The organism is Paenibacillus sp. FSL R10-2748, from assembly GCF_038005565.1.
Lineage (GTDB): Bacteria > Bacillota > Bacilli > Paenibacillales > Paenibacillaceae > Paenibacillus > Paenibacillus polymyxa_B.
This window is the reverse complement of sequence record NZ_JBBOTK010000004.1, coordinates 245,946-270,118: the sequence shown is the minus strand read 5'-3', so window position 1 is coordinate 270,118 and position 24,173 is coordinate 245,946. Positions and strand designations below refer to the sequence as shown.

At 41.8% G+C, this 24,173-nt stretch carries 23 protein-coding genes and 1 pseudogene; 4 read left to right on the top strand and 20 right to left on the bottom strand.

Annotated elements, in window-relative coordinates:
• The first annotated feature begins 4 nt into the window (after positions 1-4).
• Positions 5-1,159: a VanZ family protein gene (locus tag NSS66_RS14245; RefSeq protein ID WP_160788809.1), complete on the top strand. Its 1,155-nt coding sequence runs from the start codon at positions 5-7 to the stop codon at positions 1,157-1,159.
• A gap of 134 nt (positions 1,160-1,293) precedes the next feature.
• Here NSS66_RS14245 and NSS66_RS14240 read toward each other — a convergent pair whose 3' ends face one another.
• The 13 genes and pseudogenes from NSS66_RS14240 to NSS66_RS14180 form a co-directional block, all read right to left on the bottom strand.
• Positions 1,294-1,947 (bottom strand): nitroreductase family protein, encoded by a 654-nt coding sequence (locus NSS66_RS14240; RefSeq protein ID WP_279835694.1) that lies wholly within the window; start codon positions 1,945-1,947, stop codon positions 1,294-1,296.
• A 333-nt stretch (positions 1,948-2,280) separates the two neighbouring features.
• Positions 2,281-3,042: pseudogene (locus NSS66_RS14235) on the bottom strand (transposase); the annotation flags it as partial.
• Between the two features lie 100 nt (positions 3,043-3,142).
• Positions 3,143-3,325, bottom strand: coding sequence for a 4-oxalocrotonate tautomerase DmpI (dmpI, locus tag NSS66_RS14230; RefSeq protein ID WP_023989746.1), 183 nt, complete (start codon positions 3,323-3,325; stop codon positions 3,143-3,145).
• A gap of 44 nt (positions 3,326-3,369) precedes the next feature.
• Positions 3,370-3,762: a MarR family winged helix-turn-helix transcriptional regulator gene (locus NSS66_RS14225; protein ID WP_028542241.1), complete on the bottom strand. Its 393-nt coding sequence runs from the start codon at positions 3,760-3,762 to the stop codon at positions 3,370-3,372.
• Between the two features lie 243 nt (positions 3,763-4,005).
• Positions 4,006-5,382 carry an NADP-specific glutamate dehydrogenase gene (gene gdhA, locus NSS66_RS14220; protein WP_028542240.1) on the bottom strand — a complete coding sequence of 459 codons (1,377 nt, stop codon included), beginning with the start codon at positions 5,380-5,382 and terminating at the stop codon, positions 4,006-4,008.
• Between the two features lie 380 nt (positions 5,383-5,762).
• Positions 5,763-7,154, bottom strand: coding sequence for a threonine synthase (gene thrC, locus NSS66_RS14215; RefSeq protein ID WP_068942117.1), 1,392 nt, complete (start codon positions 7,152-7,154; stop codon positions 5,763-5,765).
• Positions 7,155-7,369: 215 nt separating this feature from the next.
• Entirely contained in the window at positions 7,370-8,713 is a 1,344-nt protein-coding gene (locus NSS66_RS14210) for a TldD/PmbA family protein (protein WP_023989750.1), read from the bottom strand.
• A 3-nt stretch (positions 8,714-8,716) separates the two neighbouring features.
• Positions 8,717-10,111, bottom strand: coding sequence for a TldD/PmbA family protein (locus NSS66_RS14205; protein WP_340959186.1), 1,395 nt, complete (start codon positions 10,109-10,111; stop codon positions 8,717-8,719).
• A 385-nt stretch (positions 10,112-10,496) separates the two neighbouring features.
• On the bottom strand, positions 10,497-10,802 hold the full coding sequence (locus NSS66_RS14200; RefSeq protein ID WP_445671358.1) for a hypothetical protein: 306 nt from the start codon (positions 10,800-10,802) through the stop codon (positions 10,497-10,499).
• A 308-nt stretch (positions 10,803-11,110) separates the two neighbouring features.
• Positions 11,111-13,741, bottom strand: coding sequence for a DEAD/DEAH box helicase (locus NSS66_RS14195; RefSeq protein ID WP_340959184.1), 2,631 nt, complete (start codon positions 13,739-13,741; stop codon positions 11,111-11,113).
• A gap of 2 nt (positions 13,742-13,743) precedes the next feature.
• Positions 13,744-14,712: a HamA C-terminal domain-containing protein gene (locus NSS66_RS14190; protein WP_226002024.1), complete on the bottom strand. Its 969-nt coding sequence runs from the start codon at positions 14,710-14,712 to the stop codon at positions 13,744-13,746.
• A 726-nt stretch (positions 14,713-15,438) separates the two neighbouring features.
• Positions 15,439-15,717 carry a hypothetical protein gene (locus tag NSS66_RS14185; RefSeq protein WP_220030008.1) on the bottom strand — a complete coding sequence of 93 codons (279 nt, stop codon included), beginning with the start codon at positions 15,715-15,717 and terminating at the stop codon, positions 15,439-15,441.
• 4 nt (positions 15,718-15,721) lie between these two features.
• On the bottom strand, positions 15,722-15,955 hold the full coding sequence (locus NSS66_RS14180; RefSeq protein WP_152380531.1) for a helix-turn-helix transcriptional regulator: 234 nt from the start codon (positions 15,953-15,955) through the stop codon (positions 15,722-15,724).
• Positions 15,956-16,767: 812 nt separating this feature from the next.
• On the opposite strand from NSS66_RS14180, the gene NSS66_RS14175 reads away from it, so the two are divergent.
• The 3 genes from NSS66_RS14175 (at position 16,768) to NSS66_RS14165 (ending at position 19,342) form a co-directional block, all read left to right on the top strand.
• Positions 16,768-17,769, top strand: coding sequence for a hypothetical protein (locus NSS66_RS14175; RefSeq protein WP_340959183.1), 1,002 nt, complete (start codon positions 16,768-16,770; stop codon positions 17,767-17,769).
• A 52-nt stretch (positions 17,770-17,821) separates the two neighbouring features.
• Positions 17,822-18,691: a copper amine oxidase N-terminal domain-containing protein gene (locus tag NSS66_RS14170; RefSeq protein ID WP_340959182.1), complete on the top strand. Its 870-nt coding sequence runs from the start codon at positions 17,822-17,824 to the stop codon at positions 18,689-18,691.
• A 363-nt stretch (positions 18,692-19,054) separates the two neighbouring features.
• Positions 19,055-19,342 carry a hypothetical protein gene (locus NSS66_RS14165; RefSeq protein ID WP_340959180.1) on the top strand — a complete coding sequence of 96 codons (288 nt, stop codon included), beginning with the start codon at positions 19,055-19,057 and terminating at the stop codon, positions 19,340-19,342.
• A 29-nt stretch (positions 19,343-19,371) separates the two neighbouring features.
• On the opposite strand, the gene NSS66_RS14160 is transcribed toward NSS66_RS14165, so the two are convergent.
• From NSS66_RS14160 to NSS66_RS14130, 7 genes are all read right to left on the bottom strand, one after another.
• Positions 19,372-20,994: a recombinase family protein gene (locus tag NSS66_RS14160; protein WP_340959179.1), complete on the bottom strand. Its 1,623-nt coding sequence runs from the start codon at positions 20,992-20,994 to the stop codon at positions 19,372-19,374.
• Between the two features lie 90 nt (positions 20,995-21,084).
• Entirely contained in the window at positions 21,085-21,210 is a 126-nt protein-coding gene (locus tag NSS66_RS14155) for an SHOCT domain-containing protein (protein WP_016821843.1), read from the bottom strand.
• 63 nt (positions 21,211-21,273) lie between these two features.
• Positions 21,274-22,425: an Ig-like domain-containing protein gene (locus NSS66_RS14150; protein WP_340959178.1), complete on the bottom strand. Its 1,152-nt coding sequence runs from the start codon at positions 22,423-22,425 to the stop codon at positions 21,274-21,276.
• Positions 22,422-22,712, bottom strand: a complete 291-nt coding sequence (locus NSS66_RS14145) for a hypothetical protein (RefSeq protein WP_340959177.1) — start codon at positions 22,710-22,712, stop codon at positions 22,422-22,424. The genes NSS66_RS14150 and NSS66_RS14145 overlap by 4 nt, the downstream gene beginning before the upstream one ends.
• Positions 22,712-23,023, bottom strand: coding sequence for a phage head-tail connector protein (locus NSS66_RS14140; RefSeq protein ID WP_340959176.1), 312 nt, complete (start codon positions 23,021-23,023; stop codon positions 22,712-22,714). The genes NSS66_RS14145 and NSS66_RS14140 overlap by 1 nt, the downstream gene beginning before the upstream one ends.
• Entirely contained in the window at positions 23,016-23,234 is a 219-nt protein-coding gene (locus NSS66_RS14135) for a hypothetical protein (RefSeq protein ID WP_340959175.1), read from the bottom strand. Before NSS66_RS14135 ends, NSS66_RS14140 begins: the two co-directional genes overlap by 8 nt.
• A gap of 97 nt (positions 23,235-23,331) precedes the next feature.
• Entirely contained in the window at positions 23,332-24,162 is an 831-nt protein-coding gene (locus tag NSS66_RS14130) for a P22 coat protein - protein 5 domain protein (RefSeq protein ID WP_340959174.1), read from the bottom strand.
• Positions 24,163-24,173: the final 11 nt, after the last annotated feature.

Below are 24,173 nucleotides of genomic sequence, written 5' to 3'. Positions count from 1 at the left end.
GCACATGATTCAATCTTACCTGTTTCCTGTTTCATATGCCTTTCTTGCGTTTCCTTTTGCTGCCTTATTGTTCACACTGCCTTTCCTAATCGTGCAATATCGAAGGCATGGCTATATTCACAAGGCTAGAGCATGGCTGCTTTACTTGATGCTGTTATACTTAATGAACGCCTTCTTTCTGGTCATACTCCCGCTTCCGGCATCGCGTCATAATGCTGCATTAGCCGGGGGAGCGTTGCAGTTGATGCCCTTGCAGTTCGTTCACGACATTATAAGAGAAACATCCGTCTCACCCGCCCATCCCTCCAGCTATGTTCATTTGCTGAAGGAGCGAGCTTTTCTGCAAGTCGTTTTTAACGTAGTGATGACCATGCCTTTCGGGATGTTCTTACGTTATTATTTCCGTGCACGATGGGGATGGTGTCTGATTCTGTCCTTTATCCTCTCCCTCTTCTTTGAGGTGACGCAGCTGACAGGACTGTATGGATTTTTTGACCATGCGTATCGTGTGTTCGATGTAGACGATTTGATGGCTAATACATTAGGCGGTATGCTAGGCTTTCTATTAGGCGAATGGTTTTCACGCTTCCTGCCCCGCTTGGAACATCTGGACAAGCATGTGGACATGGCAACGAAGCGAGTGTCCTATACCCGACGGGGCGTAGCCATTTTCGTGGATTCTATCATATGGACCGGGCTACTCGGAATCATGGAGTCTCTGCATGTGCCTGCTGCTTTCTGGGTTTCCAGTGGGGTATACTTTATGGTGGTTCCTTACCTAACGAATGGACGAACTCCAGGGAAATGGCTGGTGCGTATTCATCTCACAGGGACAGGACAACGGATTTCCCTATGGGAGCTCATAAAGCGTTACAGTCTCTTGTACTGGGTGTATTTTGGACTTAATTACGTACTGGGTGGGCCTGTCCTATGGTCTCAAGTGTCCCCTTGGCTAAGTGTTCTGATTAGCCTTTTGCTGTTAGTGATCAACGGATGGTTCTTTTTCCATCTGGTCATACGCCTATTTAAGAAAGACCCGTTATTTTATGAGGAGCTTAGCCATACTTCACACCAAATTATATGGCCCAAGCACTATCATCATCCTCAAAATGACACCGCTGACTCGGCAGAAACGTCGGGAGCGAATACCGTGAAATGATAACTGAAAGACTGACAACGTGATAAGCACCCGCGATCTACGTTGCATCTAAGCAAATAAAAAAACAGGCGAAGCAAAGGATTTCCTTTGTCCGCCTGTTTTTTATTTTGCGCATAGATATTAGTTCGTTTCCCTTATTTCCACTGTGCAATTTGATCAATAGGCAATCGTGTGGACGGATGACCATCGTTGATACCTTTACCCATGGAAATGAGCATAACAGGGACATAACGATCTTTTTCCAGACCAAAGGCTTCAGCAATTTGATCCTTTTCAAAACCGCCAATAGCGTTAGTATCATAACCATGAGCGCGCGCTACCAGCATAAGCTGCATGGATACCAAACCACCGTCAATCAGGACTGTTTCTTTGTTCACAACTGGATCAAGCGCTGCAAAATGAGCTGCCACTTTTTCCTGTTGCATTTCTTTAATGTCTTTTGGCATATAGCCCAGTTCTACAGCTTCTCCGAAAATTTGTTCAAAATTATCAAAGTTATTCAAATCCCCAAATACAGCGATCACTGCCGAAGATGTTTCTACTTGACGTTGGTTGAAACGGGCCAATGGTGCCAGTGTAGCTTTACCTTCAGGGCTGTCAATGACGAGGAAACGCCAAGGTTGCAGGTTAATGGAAGATGGTGCGCGTGTAGCTTCTGTCAAAATCTCAGTCATTTCCTCACGGCTGATCTTCACGGACGGATCGTATACTTTTACAGAACGGCGTCCCAGGGCGATTTCTTTAAAATCATTCGTTTTTACAGTACTGGATGTGTTCGTATTACTCATTCAAATCTCTCCCACTATAAATTAATATTTTCTCATGTTTTCTCACTCGTTCTTCGGTTTTCAGCCATTGACATATCGAGCACTGGAGAAGTCATGTAAGGATGTCATTATTTTTCGGATGAGCCGGTGGCAGGAATAGAGGTTGAGACATTTTTCCCAATCTATGGATCGACTTCTATAATCGCACCTTGGATATCCACTCCTGACTCTTGACGGCTTACCCTCCCATATCACGCGGGGCTTTGCCCTTATGGAAATGATTCCTGCGGCTGCTCCGTGCTTCCTTTGTCTCTGCTTATTCCTATCCGATGAGAAACATGAATCCGGTTTTTCTTAAGCTGTCTTCTGTAACTGGGCCTCACGTACTGGCCCTAAAACGTCGTTTGCATCGTACCGAACTTGCTTGGTGCCGAGCGTGTGAAGAATGCGAATCAGCTTCCCGCACAACGCTACAATCGATTGCTTTTTCTTCAGTGGATTCTGGCTTCGTTTGGTAAAGTATTGGTGCAGTGCCTTAAACTCCGCATTCTTCGCCACCATGAGCACCACGGCCCGAAACAGTAGCGCTCTTAGCCTTGCGCGTCCTCGTTTGGTTATACTGGATTTTCCTTTTTTCTTCCCCGAGCTGTTCTCTTTGAGATTCAGTCCGGCCAGCCGTATAATCTGCTGTCCATGCTCGTAACCCCTTAGATCCCCCACTTCCGCCAGGAACCCCGCCAAGGTGACCACAGCCACGCCTGGCACAGTAAGCATCTCTTTCGTTCCTGGGATTTGAGGGAGTAGACGTTCCACCTCGGCTAGAATCTCTTCGAGCTGTCTGGCGAACATGTCGTACTGTTCCAGAAGTGTTTTAATCTCTATTTTTGCTGCTGGAAGTCCTTCGGTCAGACCGATGGAACTTCTCGCCGTTTCCACCAGTTGCCGGGCTCGTTTCACGTCTTTCTTCCAGCGCTGGACGATGGCTTCTGCACCTAATTCTACGATCTCACCTGGCGTTGGAAACTCCTGCAAGGTAATGCGCGAAGCTTTCCCTTCCCAGTCTTTAATTACCTGCGTGTACTCTGGAAAAAAGCGATCCTGCCAGTTCTGTACCCGTGCATACAGGAGGCGCTTTTTTTATTCAAATCTCAAATTAATTCATTACAGAAATGGCTCCTTACCTTAAAAATGAATGAACCCACTTCATCTTCTGACATTAGCGATCAGATAATAATTTTCCTCCCAAACCAATGTTTTCTTTTTCGCTTTCCTTAATCAAAACAATAAAAGCCGACTCGGGTACATTCATTATGGTTGAAGCTGATGTGGTAAGTTCAGTGACCAACGATCTTTTTTGTTCTTTATTTAATTTGCCTGCTTCAATAGTAATTACTGGCATGTAAATTCCTCCTTGTTTCCCCTATGGGTATAATGTAATTGGGGTCAGTCCATATCGGACATATGACCATTCATAACTTGCAGCATATCGGCTAGCTGGTGCCGCTGAGTCTCGTCGAAACTTTGGAGCAACCGGGTCACAAACTGTGAGCGTTCCTGTTTAAAAGTAACAATACGTTCACGCCCATAATCGGTCAGGCTTACCAAGGTAACCCTGTTGTCCTCTGGCTTCGTGCGTCGTGTGACCATCGCTATCGCTTCAAGCTGCTTCAAATGGCGCGTTACGGCTGCAGCGTCAATGCCAACCTCTTTTTGCAGCAGAGTTTGACTAATCTCCTCCACTTGATACAACTTGCACAATAGCTGCAATCTGGATGCGCTGACTCCTGCGCAACGCTCAAACTTGGAGCTAATCTGCTTGTTCAGCAACAACAGCATGTCAAAAATATACTCAGGCTCGGATGGTGTCTGGGTGATATCAATCTCTCCTCCCTTAAGCATATCGCTGGGCTTCGTGATCCGACCTTTGATCCATCAATTATTGATCTATCAAGTAATATACATCCTCTTTAAAATTAAATCAAGTCCCTGAGAAAAATAAAGTGCTCTTTGCAAATAAAAGCTGAGCGACTCGCACAAGAGCCACTCAGCTTCAATTTAACTTTATTATGTTCCGTTGTGCTAAATAATCCCGTGGGACAGCATTGCGTCGGCCACACGCACAAATCCTGCGATATTGGCTCCGACAACCAGATTGCCCGGCACGCCGTATTCCTCAGCCGCCTTCACGCTGTTAGCATAGATATTTTTCATAATATCATGCAGCTTGGCATCCACTTCCTCAAAGGTCCATGACAGACGCATGCTGTTCTGCGACATTTCAAGCGCCGAGACCGCTACTCCGCCTGCATTGGCAGCTTTCGCTGGTCCAAACAGAACTCCATTGCCCAAAAACACTTCAATGGCCTGTAGCGAGGATGGCATATTGGCACCTTCGCCTATAGCTTTTACGCCATTGCTTACCAGCAGCTGAGCTGCTTGCTCGTCAATTTCATTCTGTGTGGCGCATGGCAGTGCGATGTCGCATGGGATCGACCAGATCCCCGAACAGCCTTCTGTATAGATTGCGCCTGGACGCTCTTGAGTATACTCGCTAATCCGCAGACGGTTCACTTCTTTCAGCTGCTTCACCAGCTTCAGATCGATACCGTCTGGATCATAGATGTAGCCATTCGAGTCACTACATGCCACGACTGTAGCACCGAGCTGCTGTGCTTTTTCAATCGCATAAATGGATACGTTCCCCGAGCCTGACACGACGACGCGTTTTCCTTCAAAGGACGATCCCTGCGCCTGCAGCATCTCGTTTACAAAATATACACAGCCATAGCCGGTCGCTTCCGTACGTGTGAGACTGCCTCCGTAATGAATCCCTTTACCCGTCAGGACGCCACCTTCATGTCCTCCGCGAATCCGCTTGTACTGTCCGAACATGTACCCGATCTCGCGGCCACCTACTCCAATATCCCCAGCCGGAACGTCGGCATCTGGACCAATATATTTATACAACTCAGTCATGAAGCTTTGTGTAAAACGCATCACTTCGTTATCTGATTTCCCTTTGGGATCAAAATCCGAGCCGCCTTTACCACCACCGATGGGAAGACCCGTCAATGCATTTTTGAAAATCTGCTCAAAACCCAAAAATTTGACGATTCCTAGATATACAGAAGGATGAAAGCGAAGTCCACCTTTATAAGGCCCTATCGCACTGTTAAACTGCACACGGAAGCCACGGTTGACCTGTACAACCCCTGCATCATCCACCCAAGGTACACGGAAGGTAATGACTCGCTCCGGCTCCACTAGCCGTTCCAGAAGCCCCTGCTGCATATACTTAGGGTGCTTAGCCAATACCGGAATTAGCGAATCCAATATTTCCTTGACGGCCTGATGGAATTCATTCTCATGAGGATTGCGCGCGATAACCTTCTCAAAAACGGACTGCACATATTCGGCTGCTGCTTGTTGACTCTGCTCTGGACGGATCATGGTCATTATTTAATACACCCCTTTTATAATTAGCCCCTCTGTTAAATGACGGAACGACGTTATTCTGCACCTTCGAGAGTGGAACTTTATGTATTCATAAAATTTAGTTAACTATACATGATTTTTTATAATAATACATCTAATTCGCCTATAAAAAATTTTTGTATCCTTCATTAAATAACTCTATGAACCTCTCATTGTCTGTTAGTTTCCTAAAGCTAAATCCCTTGATTCATGGGCTTTTTTCACGATTTCTGAGGCCCTAACACCTTACCCTACATGGCATTATAATGTGAACAAATTGAAACTAAAACATACATTATGTCTGGAATATGGAAATAAGAAAAAGAGGCTGCGCGCAGGGCGTAGCCTCCTTTCCCATTCTTTTACACATAAAAGGCTTCAAGCTGACGCACAATTTCTGCCTCGTCATGCTCTACCACCTGCTGATGCTGTGATTTGGAGAACAATTGTTCAATTTGCGCTGGGAACTCCTGCTTGATGTCCACCAGACGGATGGCTTCATCAAATTTGGCCGGATGCGCTGTCGCAAAGGTCACACATACTTCATTCGCGCCATTATACGCCTCATACGCGGCAATACCACATGCCGTATGAGGGTCCAGCAAATAATCGTACTCGGCCTTATATTTCTTGATTAGCTCCAGACACTGCTCATTCGAAGCGCCGAGCGCTTCAAAATCCTGCTGTACCCGTTTTAAATCCTCTGCACTGATCACAATCCGTCCCTCGGTTTTGAGGTTATTCATGTATTCAGATACCTTGGCTGCATCTTCTCCGAGGAAGTAATACAGGTATCTTTCGAAATTGCTCGCCACCTGAATGTCCATCGAAGGACTGTATGTGCTTTTGAAGTCGCCTGGCTTGTATTCGCCTGTCTTCACGAAGCGCTCCAAAATATTATTTTCATTGGTTGCAATGATCAGCTTATGGATCGGCAGGCCCATTTTCTTCGCAAGAAAGCCGGAAAAAATATTGCCGAAGTTGCCAGATGGCACACTGATATTGATTTTTTTCGTACCCGCAGACTCCTGCGCCCGGAAATAAGCATAGAAGTAATATACGGTTTGTGCCAAAATACGCACAAAGTTAATCGAGTTAATTGCCCGCAAATGATGTTTAGCTTTGAAATCCAGATCGGCAAACAGGTCCTTAATGACTTTTTGACAATCGTCAAAGTTCCCTTTTACGGACAGATTCAATACATTTTCATCGTCAACCGTCGTCATTTGCAGCTCTTGTACCTTGCTCACCTTTTGGTGTGGATGCAAAATACAGATTTTAATGCCTTCCTTGCCACGCACGCCCTGTATCGCTGCCGCCCCAGTATCGCCCGAGGTTGCACCCAAAATGTGGATAATCTCATTCTGCTTTTTGGACACATAGGAATAAAACTCACCCATAAATTGCAGCGCCACATCCTTGAACGCAAACGTAGGCCCGTGGAACAGCTCCAAAATAGACAGGGAATCGTTGATCTTCTTCACTGGCGTGACTTCCGGGTGACGGAAGCTCGCATAACTGCGCTCGACCAGCTGCTCCAAATCTTCACGAGGAATCTCATCATTGATATACAGCGCAAAAACTTCCAGCAGCAGCTCTCTGTAGCTCAATGTTGCCCATTGCTCCAGCGTAGCTGCCGACACGGTCGGAATCTGCTCAGGTACCATCAGACCTCCATCGTCAGCTAACCCCATGAGCACGGTATCAATAAATCCCTTGGCTTCTACTCGACCTCTAGTGCTTATATATCTCATATACATCCCCCAATAAAAATTCAATTCGAACCTTTTTTCGAATATATTATTGTCTATAATACCCTGTCGCGGTGCTGTAACCAAGCCTTTTTTTCATATTTCAAAGACTTTCTCCTACTTTACCATACCCTGATGCATCAGGCATCTGCCATCAGTAGACAATTGGAACGTCAGGAACAGGCCGTGAGTCTGAAAAAAGAAGGCTGCTCCAGTCATTAGGAACCTGAAATCGAGAGTGCAGCCAGCTTGAGCGAAGGCGATGTGCAGCTTCCCGTAAAACGCAAATCGTTGCCAACTTCCTCTACCTGCTGCAACACATCAAAGAAGTTGCCCGATACAGTGATCTGATTGACTGCTCTGACCACTTGCCCCTGTTCAATCCAGTATCCCAGACAAGCCAACGAAAAATTACCAGACGCCGTATTCGTACCCGCATGCAGCCCTTGTAGCTCGACGATCATCAACCCACGATCCGTCTCGCGAATCATGTCCTCCAACGTAGACGTCCCTGGTTCCACATACAGATTATGATACGACACACCGATTTTACCGTTATAGCTTCCCTTGGAAGCATTAGAGGTACTTTCCACCCCAGCCTTGCGAGCCGTCTTGCGGTTATGGAAATACGTCCGTAGTTCTCCGTCCTTGATGATCTCATTACGATGCGTTGCGCTGCCTTCGGCATCAAACGTACTGCCTGCGGGAACGTTCTCCATCAACGGATCATCAATCAGCGTAATGCGCTCGCTTGCCACCTTTTGCCCCAGTTTCCCAGCCAATCGCGAAAAGCCTTTATCCACCGATTCCGCTGAAAATACCGACGTATACGCAGCCAGCAATTGCGCTGCTGCATCATGACGGAAAATGACTGGATAGTTATCCGATTGGATCGTGTGCGCACCCAGCTTGGAAACAGCCTCTTTTACGGCTTTATGCGCCACATTCGCGATATCAATTTCCTCCACACTCCGCAGCGAATAATCATGCCAGCCCCCAGTTACCGTCTCGTCATGGTCTGCTGCAATCACATACACATAAGCGCTCGCCAGACTTTTGCGACGATGGCAGTGCAGTCCTTTTGTATTTACTATTAGAACCTCATTTTCACGAATGCTGACCGAGCAATGCCGAGCCATCACAATCCGTGGATCTGCGGCAAGCGCTGTGCGCTCCATTTCTAGCGCCGCTTCGATCAGAATCTCAGGAGCCGTGTCAGCCAACGCTGCGGCATAGGCAGGCTGCTCAGGGTAGCTCTCAGAGCCTGCGAACAACTCATCCTGTTCCTCACTCTCCAATATGTCCGCGTTGCTGCGTGCCTCTTCCAATAAAAAGTCGATCACGTCCGGTTCCACCTTCTCCGTAGAGGCATAACCCATTTTCCCGTTAATGACACCCCGGAAGGAAAGCCCATCGTTTTCGACGATGGTATATTGATCAATTTCTCCCTTCAGTACCTTTACCGAAGTAGAACGTCCATTGACATAGTAGATTTCCATATCCGCGTAGCCGATTTCCCGACCTTTTGTGAACAACGCTTCCTGAAATTGCTGAATATTCATCGCCTATTCCCCCTTCCGTCCGCCAACGGTCATCTCGGACACTCGTATCGTTGGCTGTCCGCAGTTGACCGGAAGACTTCCGCTGACCGAGCCGCACATCCCCTGACCATGATCCAGATTGTTGCCGACCATATCAATATTTTGCAGGGTTTCAATCCCTTTGCCGATCAACGTTGCGCCTTTAACCGGCTCCGCAATTTTGCCGTTGCGAATCATGTATGCCTCTTCGACTGCAAAATTAAACTCGCTCGTCGAGGTATTCACCGAACCGCCGCCCAGCGATTTGGCATAGATTCCGTACTCCGTATTGGCAATGATCTCTTCACGGGTCGAATCCCCATTCGCAATAAACGTATTGTTCATACGGGAAGCAGGCGCGAATTTATAGGACTGTCTTCGTCCTGACCCTGTCGCAGGTACACCCATCTGGCGCGAGCCCATGCGGTCGATCAGATATCCTTTTAAAATGCCGTTCTCAATCAGTACATTGCGCTGTGTCGGCGCTCCTTCATCATCGATATTGAGCGAGCCCCACGCGTTCTGAATCGTTCCATCATCTATAGCCGTGACGAGCGGTGAAGCCACCTGCTGCCCGATCTTATTCGCAAACACGGAAGTTCCATGCGCCACCGCCGTAGATTCCAGCCCGTGCCCACACGCCTCGTGAAAAAGAACACCGCCGAAGCCGTTCTCAATCACGACCGGCAGTCTGCCGCTAGGTGCATATCCCGCTTTGACCATCGTGGTCGCAATACGAGCGGCGTGTCTCGCATTTTCTTCGATATTCAGATTCTCCAGGAATTCAGTCCCTGCATACGCTCCCGGCCCACGGAACCCGGATTGTCTATGCTCCCCATCGGTCGCAATCGCGCTTATTCTCATGCGTGTATACGTACGGGTATCCTCCACCAGTAGCCCGTTGCTATTGGCGATCAAGACGTTCTGGATCGAGTTGCTAATCCCAATGGAGGTTTGCGTGATGGAAGGATCATATTGGCTTGCCGCCTCATGCGCCCGTCTCATCATGTCGATCTTGGCGCATTTCTGTGAACCGTCAGGAATGATCGCAATCGGATGGTGGTTAGGAATCGCGTGGGGATAGAGTGTAATGGTGTGTGTACCTGGCACTCCACCGCCGCGAATGGCCTTAGCAGCCGATTTGGCCAGTCGGATCAAGCTCTGTTCGCTCATATCACTGGTATAGGCATACACCGAGAAATGCTCCTTCATGATCCGAATGCCAATCCCAAAATCCCGGCCTGACAGCGCCGTATCCACGACTCCCCCGGTCATGCCCAGTTGTCCATTGGTGCGATCCTCGACGAACACCTCTGCAAAATCTCCGCCCGTCTCCAGCGCGGCTTGCAGCATATCCTGAATCTGTGTTGGATGTATCATCACGTTCCTCCTCGTTTTTGCCATGTTTCTTATTGTACGGTTATTCGTTCAAGATAATATGCGGGTTCATGTTTATTTCCCATAACTTTACTATACATGATGTTGGGAGTGGGTGTAACTATCTGGGTGGCAGTGTTGGGAGGAGGAGTGAAGATTTATGGGTGGGGATAGAGGGATTGAAATGAGAAAACCCGATTAGACCGTGAAGGGTCATGTCGGGTTTGGCTTTTTAAAGAGGTTTTACGTGCAACTAAGGACGCTACGTGGACGGATCATTCTTCTATCGCTGTTGCCCCCATATTTTTTTGATTATATTTTAACAGTAAAAATCCGGGTTCAAAGGCGAACGCTCCGCTTCTTCAGAACGATTCCGTCCCCTCCGCTGCTATGCTTGGATTCGCTTCATTTTATTTGCCAAAATACTTTTTTTCAAACGAACTTTAAACAGTTCTCTTCGTAAATCCAGTTCCATGATATGAAGATGGTCTGCTGCTTCTTTGACGGTTTCCATGTGCAGTATGCTTGCCTTTTGAGAAATAATAGTTAGCGCATCCCAAATGAGCTTTGTGCATGTTTTAAGTCTCTCTATGTGTTCGTCTTCTTGCTGTACCAAACTTTCGTATTCTTCAGCTGTATTTTTAGACGGGTTTGTAAGCTCCTCTCCCTTTTGTTGTTTCGGTTGAGTATCCAAAGTGATCATCTCCTTTTTACTCAAAGTGTAGCAAAGGATGATAACGGATGTGGTACGTGGATACGTAGCACTGAAATGATCATACTTGGGTCAGTATCTTTGACTTATTTCTTCTGGGTTTTCAGCTGGTTTAGTCCCCCAATTTCACGTTAAAATTCCTGCCCCAGACTTCACAATCACTAATGTCAGTGAAGAAATCAGCGGAAGGCGATCCTACTTCAAGAAAAAACTAGGCAGAAGCCTTGTATCACAAGAATTTTTAGAGTTTTCATTCAGGATTGTACATTACTCATAAAACGTCTTAAGCTCTAATTAGAGATTTTATATCCTAGATTTATAAGATGCTTAAGATATAAATGAGGTAATACAAACTTGGCATTGACTTGTATCCAATTATCTAAACTACCTGTATAACTTTGAGGTATTCTTTTAACTAACGCAAGAGCCACTGTCCTAGTAATTCCTTTTGAAATGAGCTCTAATCCTCTAGGGTTATCCGTCCCCATTTCTATCATATTACATAGATTGAGGATATATTTATGTGTTTCTATATCCTCTTCACTCATAAAATGTTTTAGAATATCTGACCACAGCTTAAAGTACTTTACCATCAGGAATCTAACATTTTTGTTAATACTCTTAGTTACTCTCCTTACAGCTGAATCCACTCTATTTACCACATCTTCTTCAGGAACTCCTTCAAGTTCTCTTTCAATCAATACTTTATACGATGAACCCCTGATCCAAGGAACTGTATCTCTAACTATTTGCCTAATAGTATAAGTCGAGTAATTGCTATTATTATTAGCTTCAGAAACTATATCAAAAATATTATTCAATGCTTCAGCGACATGTTCAAATTGTCCATAAAAGTTTCTTTCTTCAAAAGCCACTTCTCTTTGTTCTTGTGCACTTGTGATATCCTTTGTATTAAAAGGTAAGGCAGTAATTAACCATTTATTTAATCCATTTTGTGCAATATCTCTAAAAAACTTATCTTGTAAAAGAGGGTCAACTAAGGGATTTAGAGTAAGTAATTCTTTAGGTATAATTATTGATGCTTCATTTTGTTTCAGTTGTGAAATGATAACCTTTGAATCAGCTTCATCTACTTTCCTGGTAGTTAAGTATTCTTGTAGTTCATTTTTATCTTGAATAAGTTTGTGTCGAAGTATGCTAATGGTGTATGCGATTCCTTCATTAGCTTTTATATATTTGGGATCCATCATTAATGCAATTTTTAAGTCATCTAAATTTTCAGTCAAAGCTTTACCAGTTGCTGAAATTATTTCTTTAGAAAAATCATTAGTAAGTTTTTCTTTGGCCCATGGTTCTTCATCTAATTCAATACAATAAATTGAACCATATAAATGCTCGGACATTCTTCCTGCTCTACCTATTAGATTACCAAAATCAAAATCACTTAGGTCACTATTCGCTGTCTTTGGTTTAATAAGGAATATCTTTTTTGCAGGTAAATTAACTCCTTCTAGTAAAGTAGATGTACATACCAAATTTAGTATATCACTACTATTTGAATAAATATCCTCTATCTCAGTCCTAGCTATGTCAGGAAGACCAGAGTGATGGAAAGCGACACCTTTCTTAAGACACCTAATCAACGAATATTTTTCATGCACTTCCTCTGAAAGATAAGCTATTAATTCATTAATACGTTCATCTAATATTTCCTTAACGACATTTTTTCCGTTTTCCGAAATTTTTATCGCCCAATTTTCGGCAGTATCTGTACGATGTGAGTAAATTATATTCTTGCTGTCATTTCCGAATATGTTAACTATGTGTGCTAGTGCTTCACCTGGGTTATTTTTAATCTTAGAGAATAAACTAGACATAGTTTTAACATTCAAGTCAATTATTCGTCCAGAAGGACTTACTATACTTGCTTTCAATGCCTTTTTATTTTGTTTAGATGCACTGATAACTGTCTTAAGCTGGAATACAGGTGACAAAGTGGTCATCTGTGGAGTAACACTTTCTACTTTTAGTTCTAATAATAAGTTTTCAGATCGTTCCAAATAAGGGCCTGCGGTTACTAGCTTTGCATTTGGCCATCGAGTGTATAATTCTTTTAGGATATATTCAAGTAAAATCCCTCTTGAGCCTTTTTCAACATTTTGGATTTCATCAATAAAAATCACATCAATTTCTGTACTTGATGCAGAATTTGAACTTAGCTCAAGTAGTTTTAAACATCTCTCTGGTGTAACTACTATTATTTCTTTTTTTGAAATCTCGTTATCATCATTCCCAAATCCAGTTCTAACAACTATTCCTTCATCCTTAAGATTTCTTTTGAAACTTGCGCTAACTTGATATATTAGAGCTCTAGAAGGTACTATATATACTGCTCTAAATGATTTTGATATGTGGCTTTTATTAATTATATAATTTTGAATAATATAAGATTTTCCTGAAGAAGTTGGTGCAGATATTGAAATGTTATTTTTTTCATTATGCAGGGCCTCCCACAATCTTTTTTGGAATCTCGTAGTAACAAATCCATGGTCAGCGATATTTATTATTGAATTGTATCTTTGCAATCCCACCTCAAAATCTAAAAGTGTACTAAATGAATTCGAGAAGTTATCTTCATCAAATAATCCTGCCAAATGCTTGCCTAAAGGTATATTACCTGTTCTTGATTGTGTCAAATAGCAATTTCGTAGAAAGAGATCATCATTATTTTGCAGATAACAAAGTGTTGAGAAATTAAGAGCTTTTTGTTGATGTGATTCTTCAGAACTTAAAGAAAGTATTGAACACAACCAATTGGCTTTTCTAAGCTTTTCTTGGGGAATCTCAATTAGTGACTCCGGAATATTATTATCCAAAAAAAATTGATTTTGAATAAGAATATCAAGAGTTTCGTCCAAAGTAAGATGATTAAAAGCAGAATTAAAGGTATTACTGTTCATCCTTAATCCCTCCCACTTTTTTCTTTAGTCTTTGCAGTTGGGTTTTGAGGGATATAGGCAACTCCGTGAATAGCCTGGTACATAGTATGTCTAAGTTGCTTGACACTTGTTGTAGGTAAGAAGAAAAATTCAAGAAATACTGTCTTTACTTTTGAATGATTCAGAATTTTCGATTGGATATTCCGCATTAATTCTGGAATTCTTTTTCTCATTCTGTCACTTAAGCGAGACTCCCCATCTAAATTACCAGAGCAAGCAACTTCAATATCACCGATATAGCTATCTTCATAAATAATAAGTATGGGATGGACTAAGTTATTGTTTTTATACGTTTCTGTTTTTGGAGTAAAGCTATCGTATAAATAATCCAGTTGTTCTGGTGTTAAGTCCTGTCTAAGTATCTGGCTTGCAATAATCAATTCGTGTTGGAATTGAGAAGTGGTTTCTAAATTGGAATGAAATCTTTCAATTGAACCAAGTGCGTGTGTTATTGCAGTTGTAGCTTCAATTTCAATCTTTGATTCACCAATAAAAAGAGAATTAATACCGTTGTATTCCCCAAAAAATATCCCATCACCACCTTTTACTTGATCACGTGTGTTTGTTAATAGAGTCATTTTATGCGCAACCATGGGAGCTTGTAAAACCGATTCAGTCAACATATATAGCAATAACTCTCCATACTTTCCGTCATTTTCAGGATTCGTATCACCAAAATAACTCATTGCACGTCTATAGACATCTATTCCATCAGTCTCAAAGCGTCTGATCTCTTCAGGCGGAAATACAAATTGTTTAATATGATCAATAATACCATCAATAAAGCCCATAATTTGGTATTGAGTTCCGCTAAATTTCAAGCTATAACTTCTCACATTAATTTTTGCATCTGTGTGTAGCTCATGACTGTTAAGATATGATTTAATCCAATTATCAGAGATTCTGGTACACTCAGCCCAATTTAGGTTCATCAAATCACCTCTAGTTTTTGTTATAAATTCGACCAGTAATACATTGTGTTCCCAATAGGACTGAAATTTTTAATAGTCTGAAAACTTCTCCTATAGTCACAGAGACAAGTAAGATACCGAAAAAATATTTCCAGTGCAAACCTATATATTAAAGCAAATAGCAAGGCCACCTATAATAAATAGCCTCTCAATACATAAGCAACTTGTCTGCTTTTCTGCATAATATTTTCTTGCCAACTGTTTTTACCTCAATGGAATGCTTCAGCTTATATAAAAGGACTATATACCCAAGCCCAAGGAAATGCCTCAGCCCATTATTCTACTAAATCCTGTATAAATCTTCTTTATTTCTTACACTATAGCATATTCATGGGGATATATGGAACCAAAAAAAAGCCCTTGAATAATACCAAGGACCTAATTTGAAGCATATGGAATTCTTTTGAAATTTTAATTTAATCCCGACTAATGAGGCTTACTTAAAAAGTTCTATACCACCACCGTAGACGCCATTCGTAAATGGACGGGTCGTGAGGGATGTTCCTCCAGCTTTCTGTCTAGAAGAGTGTGGACGATCCAGGTAAGCTGGTTAGCATCGCGAAGTCTCTATACTTCGCAGCTCTCACGAGTATTCATGCCCGAAGAGGCTCCATATCAATCGCTCTTACAACCTAAATAAAAACATCTTTAACCACGCAGTATAGTGAAGAGCTGTAATTCTTTGAGTCAAGATAATTTCCTTCTCTCAATAAGCAAAAGAGCAATATACACGACTAATACGCCAGCGAAAAGATAATCATAGTACATTTTGTATGTATTTAAGTCAAATTTATAGTATCCAGAGATAAGGCTCCCCGTAGTATAGCCCATAAATAATAAAGAAAATGCATAATTTAAGGGTCTACTAATAATGTGCTTCCACCGTTCATCTTTTCCTTCTCTAAGCAAAAAAATAAAATTTATTAGTACCCCTACCAAAATAATAACACTTATTAAAATACTCATTGTATTATTCCTCCTCGTTTTCTTCATAGGCTGCAAAATGAAATACTTCAGTAATTTCTTTTTTAAATACATATGCTATAGCAAATGCAAGCTCAAGCGAAGGAACAAACTTATTGTTCTCAATTGCGGCAATCGTTTGTCTAGTTACACCTAGTTCTTTGGCTAGGTCTGTTTGGGTCCATCTCCGTTCAGCACGAAGTAAATAAACTTGGTTGCTGATATCGCCAAATGCAAACATGAATTCTCCCCCTTTCAATATTTATAGTATTATATGAATAACAAATTGTAAAGTATACATAACATTTAGAACAGTTAATAAAACAAATTGTAATTAAAATCATACAAAAAACCTCCTATCAAAGGAGGTTCGAAAATTTATCTTCATTATTAATCGGAAGAAGCATTCTCCCTATAGTTCAATTCCTCCAACTTCTTATATGTCTTATGTATTTAATCCCGCATTCAATCCTAATGCTATTTTTAGAATGTAGGAACATATTCAAATTACCCTCAATCCCTCGTGCATTACTGCCTTCTTATCTCGATATATTACTACCACGCACTCCACGTGTGTCGAGACGATGGAAAGGATATACTCCTTCTTACCACCTAAATTTTCTTAAAGGTAACCTGCTCTAGGACCACCTCACACTGAATATTAATGGCAGGTTTAGGCTCGCTTTTGAACTCGTCACCCGATACCAATATCTTAAGTAGTGGACTATTCTTCCGAGGGTTGGTTTCATTCAAAATTACCTCTAAGTCATAGCTTATTGAAAAATCAAAACACCGAAACTGCGGTGCAATTTTTGTATAATTTTAAAAAAAGGATGTCTCACTTCATATTCAATTTGTCATGTATAATCCCTTTTCCACATAAATATAGCCTAAAAAAATCCATTGCCCAACAATAAAATACAAAAAAATGCATTTTTCGCTATATACATTTTTGATATAAAGATGTATTATGATTTCAGTAATTTCCGGAAATTTACTTATTAATCCATCTCTATGGCAAAAATCTTTATTAAAAGGAAGTTGAGCTAAAAAATGAAAAAAATTTTATTTCTAGCTTTTTCGCTGGCATTACTAGTTTTTCCAACAGTTACTAATGCAGAATCTGATATTGAGCCCGAAGTGCTAGACTCTAAAATTTATATTGATCCCCATATCACCGGTGCTGATAGAGATATTATTTTAGATGTAATGAAAGACATACCTGTTGAAGAAAGAACCAATGTAGTATACATTCGAGATGATGGAGAGATTCTTGCAAACAAACCCGAATTATTGGATCAGTGGTCTAATGCAGAGCAAGTAGGAGAAAATTTATTTAAAACTAAAGAAGGACAAACTATCACTGCTCCAAAGCAAACATGCGATCTTACACAATCTTTTGCAATTCAAAGTGTTTCATGTGCTCCTTCTGATGGACCTTATAGAAAGGTTCAATCAAATACCGGATACTCATGGTTTTCTGGATATGTATATCTACCTTCTCAAAATAAGGGACAAATGCATGATGAAAACAAACCTGGAGGAAATGGTGATACAGCCCATATTTATACAGGTGGAATTACAGCAACTGAGGTTGATGCAGGTTTTTTCCATCAGCCTACAAACGATAACTGGTCAATGTTCATAAGACAGGGAGGCTATTCAAATGGTCCACTCTTTGCAGCAGGCCAAAATATATTTCTGAAATTTTATGTTCCATCGTCTGATAAGGTCGCTTTATATGCAGCAGGTACCATTGTAGGTAGTTCCCAAAAAGATTACACTGTGGTAAGAGATGCTAAGGGTTGGAATACTAGTGGCTATAATCAATCTATTAAACGATTGACAACTATAGCGTCTAAAAGTTCTCCACATTCTGGATCGTTTATTAACGGAGTCCACTGGTACAATTCTAATATTGGCACAAGCTCAACAAGTAATTCTCCGTGGACTGCGTCGTCACAAACTGCAGGTTACTGCGCTGTACCGAGTTCACAAGTTACAACAACATTCATTAATGCTGGTGAAGAAACTGTAAATATTAGAATTCCGTAAATGTTTGCAACAAAAAAAGACTTTGCTTCGTTATTTAAACGGAGGGTGAAAAATGAAACGAAAATATTTTTATAAAACTGCAGTATTATCCCTTGCAGTTATTGTGAGTGCTATATTTGGAACCTCTTCTTATAACGCTAATGCAGCACCGATTAATCACTCTATTCATGTCAATGGAACCTCTTTGCTCAAAGTGAATGATTATGACGTTTTGTACTGCACGCCGATTGGTCCCTACGTTAATGAAGAAAAACGTCTCATGGTTCCGCTTCGTTCCGTTGCCGAGCTTCTTGGCGCAAAAGTTGATTATAACGGTAAACTTCAGGAAGCAAATATCAGGTGGAGGTCAAGTGAAATTGTGTTTCAAAAGGGAGCGAAAACATATAAACTGAACGGTACTCCAGCACAGATGGACACTCAGCCCGAAGTGATTCAGGATGCCTTTGTCATTCCGCTTGGTGTATTGCTGAGAAGTATGAATATCCCGTTTGAGTACATGAACAACAAAGTGATTTTAAAAGATCCGGCTTTTGACCAAAGCAAGATTTTTCAAAAAGTGATAGAACTGGATCAAGGAAGATTCATTGTTGACAATCCTTCTGCACTGGATATTCAAAATTTCAAACTTGTGGAAGAGAAAAACTCAAGCGAAACCAGAGGGAATATCACGGTGAGTGGGTTAAATCGGACAGGCTCTACGATTAGAGAAGGAAAAGAAGATTTGCACATCATTGGCTTCTTTAATCAAACGGTGGATATGGATGCAGATTTCGCGTCTGTAGATATCCCGGATCGAAAACGTTCAAAAGTTAATCAGGAAGGCAGCGTGTCTCAAAGTCTGTCGTATCTTAAAATAAATGACCCTTTGCAGTATATACTAGCTGCCGGAAGAACAATAAAAACGAAGAATGAACGAAAATAGTAATATTGGGGAAGTTTAAATTCAATACAAAGGCTTGGTAACCGGTCTGAATAGACTCTGTCAAATAGATATACAATAATAAATCAATTAAAAGGTCTTAGTCTAATTCTATTGGACTGAGGCCTTTTAGTTTTGTCTGCAACCTCGTTATTGTAAAATAAGTATATTATGGATAATACCATTTAAATCATTCTCAGCTCTTTAACTGATAATTTTATATCTTGCACCATGGCTTTTCTTATGCCTATACAAGAAAAACAATAAAACTTATTCTCATTTTTAACACTCAAAAACAATGACTTGCCATCCCTCCCATCAGAGTTAACATACACACACTTCAACCACGGGAGGGATAATAACACTATGTCAAATTGGCCAGATTGGTTTCTCGAAGCATTACGCCAACGATTTTATCAATTAGAACTTGCCAGTGAACAACAGGCTTCTTTTTCATCAGAAGATGAGCCTCTGTTCACTCAAGTTGAGCAATTCAAAATGAATCAAAACGGGGATATTCAGCAACTACTATCCGAATGGGAAGAAGCCATAGACTATCAGCTAAGTCAGGACAAACAGTCCATTTATATGGAAGGAGTTAAAGACGGGATTCGATTGATCCTTCCCGTCATACAATCCACAGCTATTCGTTAGCCCATTGATCTCATTAGCCTATGATTTCGTTAGTCCAGTATTTCGTCTATGCTCATTCCACTTTTCAAGGTAAAAACAAAATGCGCTGGTGAGAGAATGGTTATCTTCTCCACCAACGCATTAAATAGGTTATCATCAAATTGTTCCAGTATATCTTTCCGCAAGCTTAGAATTTGAATAATCTCATCTACACGCTCCTTGATTTTTGCTTGCTGCTCATGCTCCTGCTCCAGTGTCAGCTTCTGTTGTCGTAGCTCGTTGAGTTCATTGGAAAGTCTGTTCGTTTCTTCATCATATACAATCTCATCAATCTGATTCCGTAGCTTAAGATTCACTAATTCCTTCAGGTCGGATTTCAATTGTTGCATCTGCCCTTCGATGTTCAATAGTGTTTCTTGCCCTACTTTTCTGGAAAGTACCGATTCAATATTGGCTTTCAGCGTTTTAATGAATCCTTTCTTATTCTTATACATCCGGTTGAACAATCGTACAAACGCGGAATGTAAAACTTGTTCATCGACTGATTTGGCAGCACAGGCTACTTTACCTTCATTGACATACGTTTTGCATTGCCATACCACTTTTTTGGATGGATTATTGCTGTTCCAGGTTCGGCGTTTAAAAATGGCTCCGCAGCATCCACAATATACTTTACTGCTCAGTGCGTATTTACTGGAGTATCTTTTACTCTCCCCCATGACATTACCTTTTAGCTTGGCACGGCGTGCCTTCTCTTTTTGTACCGCCTCAAATATTTCCTTCGAGACAATCGGTTCATGGTTGTCCTCAATTAAATATTGCTGCTCCTGTCCTTTATTCCTTATTCGTTTGTGGGTTAAAAAATCTACCGTTACCGTCTTTTGCTGAAGCAAAGCTCCGTAATATTTCTCATTGGTCAGAATTAAGGTAATGGAGGAATCCCACCACGTATCGCCACCCGTGACTGTTTTAATCTTATCTCGCATCAATCCTCTAGCTATCGCCTGATAGCTTTTGCCATCCAAATATTCCTCATATATTCTGCGTACAATCTCTGCTTCTGGCTCGTTAATCACCAGTTCCCCCTGCTCGTCCTTATCATAGCCGAGGAAGCGATTCGTGTTGCAGAAGACTTTGCCGTTTTGAAAGCCACGTAATATGCCCCATCGACTGTTTTCCGAAATGTTTCGACTCTCATCTTGGGCAAGGGAACTCAGGATGGTTAGCAATACCTCACCTGTGGTATCCAGTGTATTAATATTTTCTCGTTCAAAGAATACAGCCACTCCGAGACTTTTGAGTTCCCGTACATATTTCAATAAATCCAGTGTATTCCTAGCGAATCTTGAAATCGACTTGACCAGGATCAGATCCAGTTTACCGTTTCGGGCATCCTGTATCATCCGATTAAAGTGCGTTCTATTTTTAGTGCTGGTTCCGGTGATCCCTTCATCGGCGTAAATATCAGCCATTTCCCATTCCAAGTTGTTTTGAATGTACTTTGTATAATGATTGACCTGATTGCTATAGCTCTCCTTTTGCTCCTCGGAATCGGTACTGACCCGGCAATAGGCAGCGACTTTCTTCTTTTGAATAGATTGAATTCCCTCTACGATGTCCAACGTTTTCACGGGAACGATCACGACTTTTTTTGCAATTGCGGCTTGTGCCATAGATATTTCTCCCTTCAATATCTTCTTTATACGGTCACATGGTATAATGCTTGCGCTACATCATCAAGTCCATTTCTGCCCATGTTATAGCTACTTGAAAGATTTTTTATTCAGCTCATCAATCGCGATAAACTCTTCTTCTGTTATCAACTGTTGTGATCTTAATTGCTTCAATAGACTCAGACTGAGCAAGTAATCAATGGATTTCCGTTGCATATGTATGTGGCTCCTTTGAAATGAAAATGGCTGCCCTCTAAGGCAAGCCGATAGATATAATGCTTAGAATAAATTCTTAAGGCTAATGGTCTTTTCTATAGTCATGCTAGGATCGCTTACTAAGGTGGCTGTCAACACAAGGGCTTTGTTGGTAGACCCACTACTGCTTCCTGCTTTCACAGTCACACTATTTCCTGTGCTGGCTATTATGCTCCCCATGATAGGAGTTGAATCATCTTGATTCCGTAGGCTCCACTCTACCGACTGGTCAAACACTTCTGTTCCATGATCATAGATATGGCTGACGTATGAGGAGCGTTGGCCTGTTTTGAGCATGGGGTTTCCAGTAATGGCTATCGAATAGATATGCGTTCCCGTTTCAACGACTCTCAATTCAATGGTACTCCGTACTGTGGGGTGATACGTTAGTTTTGCGGTAATACTTGCTTGTCCCAAAGCGATGCCCATAACCTGACCTTGCTGGTCTACACTAACCATACTTGGATCACTGGATACATAGGTGATCGCCGGATTGGTTACCTCATTCCCATTATCCGTAGCGGTCACATTCAACGGTATTCTTTCGTTGAGCAGCACATGAGCTATCGTTCCCTGATGAATATGTAATGCATATGTATGAGTAATCTCGTACTTCCATCTGTCAGCGATGTTATGTTCCACGTCATCATAAGCTGTATTTATGCTATCCAATGTGCAGCTTAACTGGATGATGCCATTCATGATGCGATCCATTCCAACTATTTTAAACGGCTGATGGGTCATATAAAATCGTTGGCTTAATGTAATGCCCTTTGTATCTGTATTGTCCTGTAGACTAACCAGAATGTTGCCCTCCGGCATGGAGATAACTTTACCTGTTTCCGCTGAAAACGTTCTGGCTTCCACCACAGCATCAAACCATTTCACCTGTCCACTCCAGTTTAAAGCCAACCGTTGATTACATTTTCGCATCCTGCTTCGACAAGACTTTTCATTTTGATCCACCTGACTGGTAATTAAATAACGTTCATAGCGATAGTCTACAATATCTCCTGTATGTAAAGGTGTTGCTGCTCGAATAATTTTTTCATCGGTCATTTGAATGGTATCTGTCGCATCCCGGATCAAAGCAAGCTGCTTTACACTATTGATATACACAAGCTCACCTTTTTCTCGCAGAAAGAAATCCAGCATGGGTTCTAGGCTCCTTGTCATTCCTTCACCTCCATTGCAAAATCCGGCTTGCAGCGATACAGATACAACTCAACGTAATCACTCCATTCCTTCATGTCCAAAATAATAAAAATATCCTTGCTAATTCGGACATAGCCGTTTAATTGCAATAAGGATTCCAGCGGACAGAAAGCTCGATATGTCGTCTCTAGTATGTAACCATCTTCAAATGAAAAGCTTTTACGATAAGGTTGTACATCTGCCATCATTGGGCAAATAGGTTTCAAATCAGCATGATTCAAAATTTCCAACTTCGTATCGTAAAACATTAATCTGTTCCGACCTTGATTTTAGGTAGAGGAAGAGCAAGTCGAATACTTGTCGGAATACCTGTTTCATAAGTGGCTGAGCGTTCACCTTCCTGCTTATGTGTTAAGCCAACCGAATCCCGATTTTTAAATAGATACACAGCATAATCGACCATAACATCTCCATATTCCACAGACAGTGTTGCCACATTACAATAACCAAGAATATTACTTCTCGCTTTATTCAAATAGTGGATCAGGATATCGTCTTTAGAGGTATCTGTCGGCTCCATACTCAATAATCGTTTCATTAAATTCAATGAATCACTCATGTGCTGGCTCCTGTTCCTCCTTTACCTGTGCCTTCTCGGTACGCTTCATATTCTTGACCGTTTGAACTTTCGTTACAGGTTCATCTTCCCCAGTCTCATCTGGTTTAGGTTCATCCACTTGCTCATAATTTTTATTAGCCTGCAACCGCAGCATTAACTCCTGATCTGTGACTTCCCATATGCAGCCTGTTTCTTGATTCAAAAACCACATCTTATCACCCTCCAAAAATGAAAATAAGGGCATCCAAAACGGACACCCCGAACGTGTTCCTTCTATTATAATGTGTTTTCATATCATCTACTTTCAATTAAGACTTATTGGCAGTGAGTACAGCGAGAGCTTCTGGCTTGATACATTTAGCTCCAAATACCTGCAACCCTTTCACTGCATCTGAAAATTGTTTCTCTGGTCTGAAGGCTTCCACCGAATCCACTTGCCCGGCAAACGAAATGGCACTTTTATGACCCGCAATAATTTTATACTTGGCTCCTGCGGCATTTGGCACATTGTTAGATTTATAAACGGTCATGCCATCAATATCTCCGACATAACCTGTGCGGATAATATTCGGGTCTTTGGTAAAGCGTGTATCCTTCAGTAGCAAGCCATAGTACCATGCAGGAACCACCACAAACCGTTCGCTTTCCGGTACATTGTTTTCGTCCAGCAGCACGCCAAGATCAATCAGCATATCATAGGCTGTATCTTTCGTTGGAATTACAGGCGTTGTATCATTGCCCATCGTATTCTCAGCTTTGACCTCTGTGTAAAATCCAGCAAGATACTGATCCACTACATTGGCCAGTCCATACGAGGCTTCCACGATTCCACCATCTAGTAGATTTACATTCGCTTGAGCAGCATCGACATCATCCACCTGAAAATTGAAATACTTCGCCTGATCAATCACCAACATCTTTTGCGTAGCATCCAACTCCTGTGGATTCCCGATTCCAGCTACTTTGTCATAGTTGCCAATCGTCACCGCCCCAATCGAATTGATTTTCACAGTGGAGCCTTGGCCTTGAATCTCACCTTCATAATCTGTGTTGACCACGTTCCCATACACCAGATTCTTCTTCAAACTCTCATTTAAACGTGCGCTCCAAATCGTAGGAATAAAATTCTGTACTGTCATATCTTTTCACC

What these genes read in the sequence shown, in the direction of transcription:
- gdhA (WP_028542240.1), bottom strand. Translation starts at nt 5,382, where the DNA reads ATGACCATGATCCGTCCAGAGCAGAGTCAACAAGCAGCAGCCGAATAT.
- thrC (WP_068942117.1), bottom strand. Translation starts at nt 7,154, where the DNA reads ATGAGATATATAAGCACTAGAGGTCGAGTAGAAGCCAAGGGATTTATT.
- NSS66_RS14175 (WP_340959183.1), top strand. Translation starts at nt 16,768, where the DNA reads ATGAAAAAAATTTTATTTCTAGCTTTTTCGCTGGCATTACTAGTTTTT.
- NSS66_RS14210 (WP_023989750.1), bottom strand. Translation starts at nt 8,713, where the DNA reads ATGAATATTCAGCAATTTCAGGAAGCGTTGTTCACAAAAGGTCGGGAA.
- NSS66_RS14160 (WP_340959179.1), bottom strand. Translation starts at nt 20,994, where the DNA reads ATGGCACAAGCCGCAATTGCAAAAAAAGTCGTGATCGTTCCCGTGAAA.
- NSS66_RS14170 (WP_340959182.1), top strand. Translation starts at nt 17,822, where the DNA reads ATGAAACGAAAATATTTTTATAAAACTGCAGTATTATCCCTTGCAGTT.
- NSS66_RS14155 (WP_016821843.1), bottom strand. Translation starts at nt 21,210, where the DNA reads ATGCAACGGAAATCCATTGATTACTTGCTCAGTCTGAGTCTATTGAAG.
- NSS66_RS14205 (WP_340959186.1), bottom strand. Translation starts at nt 10,111, where the DNA reads ATGATACATCCAACACAGATTCAGGATATGCTGCAAGCCGCGCTGGAG.
- NSS66_RS14165 (WP_340959180.1), top strand. Translation starts at nt 19,055, where the DNA reads ATGTCAAATTGGCCAGATTGGTTTCTCGAAGCATTACGCCAACGATTT.
- NSS66_RS14135 (WP_340959175.1), bottom strand. Translation starts at nt 23,234, where the DNA reads ATGTGGTTTTTGAATCAAGAAACAGGCTGCATATGGGAAGTCACAGAT.
- NSS66_RS14185 (WP_220030008.1), bottom strand. Translation starts at nt 15,717, where the DNA reads ATGAGTATTTTAATAAGTGTTATTATTTTGGTAGGGGTACTAATAAAT.
- NSS66_RS14245 (WP_160788809.1), top strand. Translation starts at nt 5, where the DNA reads ATGATTCAATCTTACCTGTTTCCTGTTTCATATGCCTTTCTTGCGTTT.
- dmpI (WP_023989746.1), bottom strand. Translation starts at nt 3,325, where the DNA reads ATGCCAGTAATTACTATTGAAGCAGGCAAATTAAATAAAGAACAAAAA.
- NSS66_RS14150 (WP_340959178.1), bottom strand. Translation starts at nt 22,425, where the DNA reads ATGACAAGGAGCCTAGAACCCATGCTGGATTTCTTTCTGCGAGAAAAA.
- NSS66_RS14145 (WP_340959177.1), bottom strand. Translation starts at nt 22,712, where the DNA reads ATGTTTTACGATACGAAGTTGGAAATTTTGAATCATGCTGATTTGAAA.
- NSS66_RS14130 (WP_340959174.1), bottom strand. Translation starts at nt 24,162, where the DNA reads ATGACAGTACAGAATTTTATTCCTACGATTTGGAGCGCACGTTTAAAT.
- NSS66_RS14140 (WP_340959176.1), bottom strand. Translation starts at nt 23,023, where the DNA reads ATGAGTGATTCATTGAATTTAATGAAACGATTATTGAGTATGGAGCCG.
- NSS66_RS14180 (WP_152380531.1), bottom strand. Translation starts at nt 15,955, where the DNA reads ATGTTTGCATTTGGCGATATCAGCAACCAAGTTTATTTACTTCGTGCT.
- NSS66_RS14190 (WP_226002024.1), bottom strand. Translation starts at nt 14,712, where the DNA reads ATGAACCTAAATTGGGCTGAGTGTACCAGAATCTCTGATAATTGGATT.
- NSS66_RS14240 (WP_279835694.1), bottom strand. Translation starts at nt 1,947, where the DNA reads ATGAGTAATACGAACACATCCAGTACTGTAAAAACGAATGATTTTAAA.
- NSS66_RS14195 (WP_340959184.1), bottom strand. Translation starts at nt 13,741, where the DNA reads ATGAACAGTAATACCTTTAATTCTGCTTTTAATCATCTTACTTTGGAC.
- NSS66_RS14225 (WP_028542241.1), bottom strand. Translation starts at nt 3,762, where the DNA reads ATGCTGTTGTTGCTGAACAAGCAGATTAGCTCCAAGTTTGAGCGTTGC.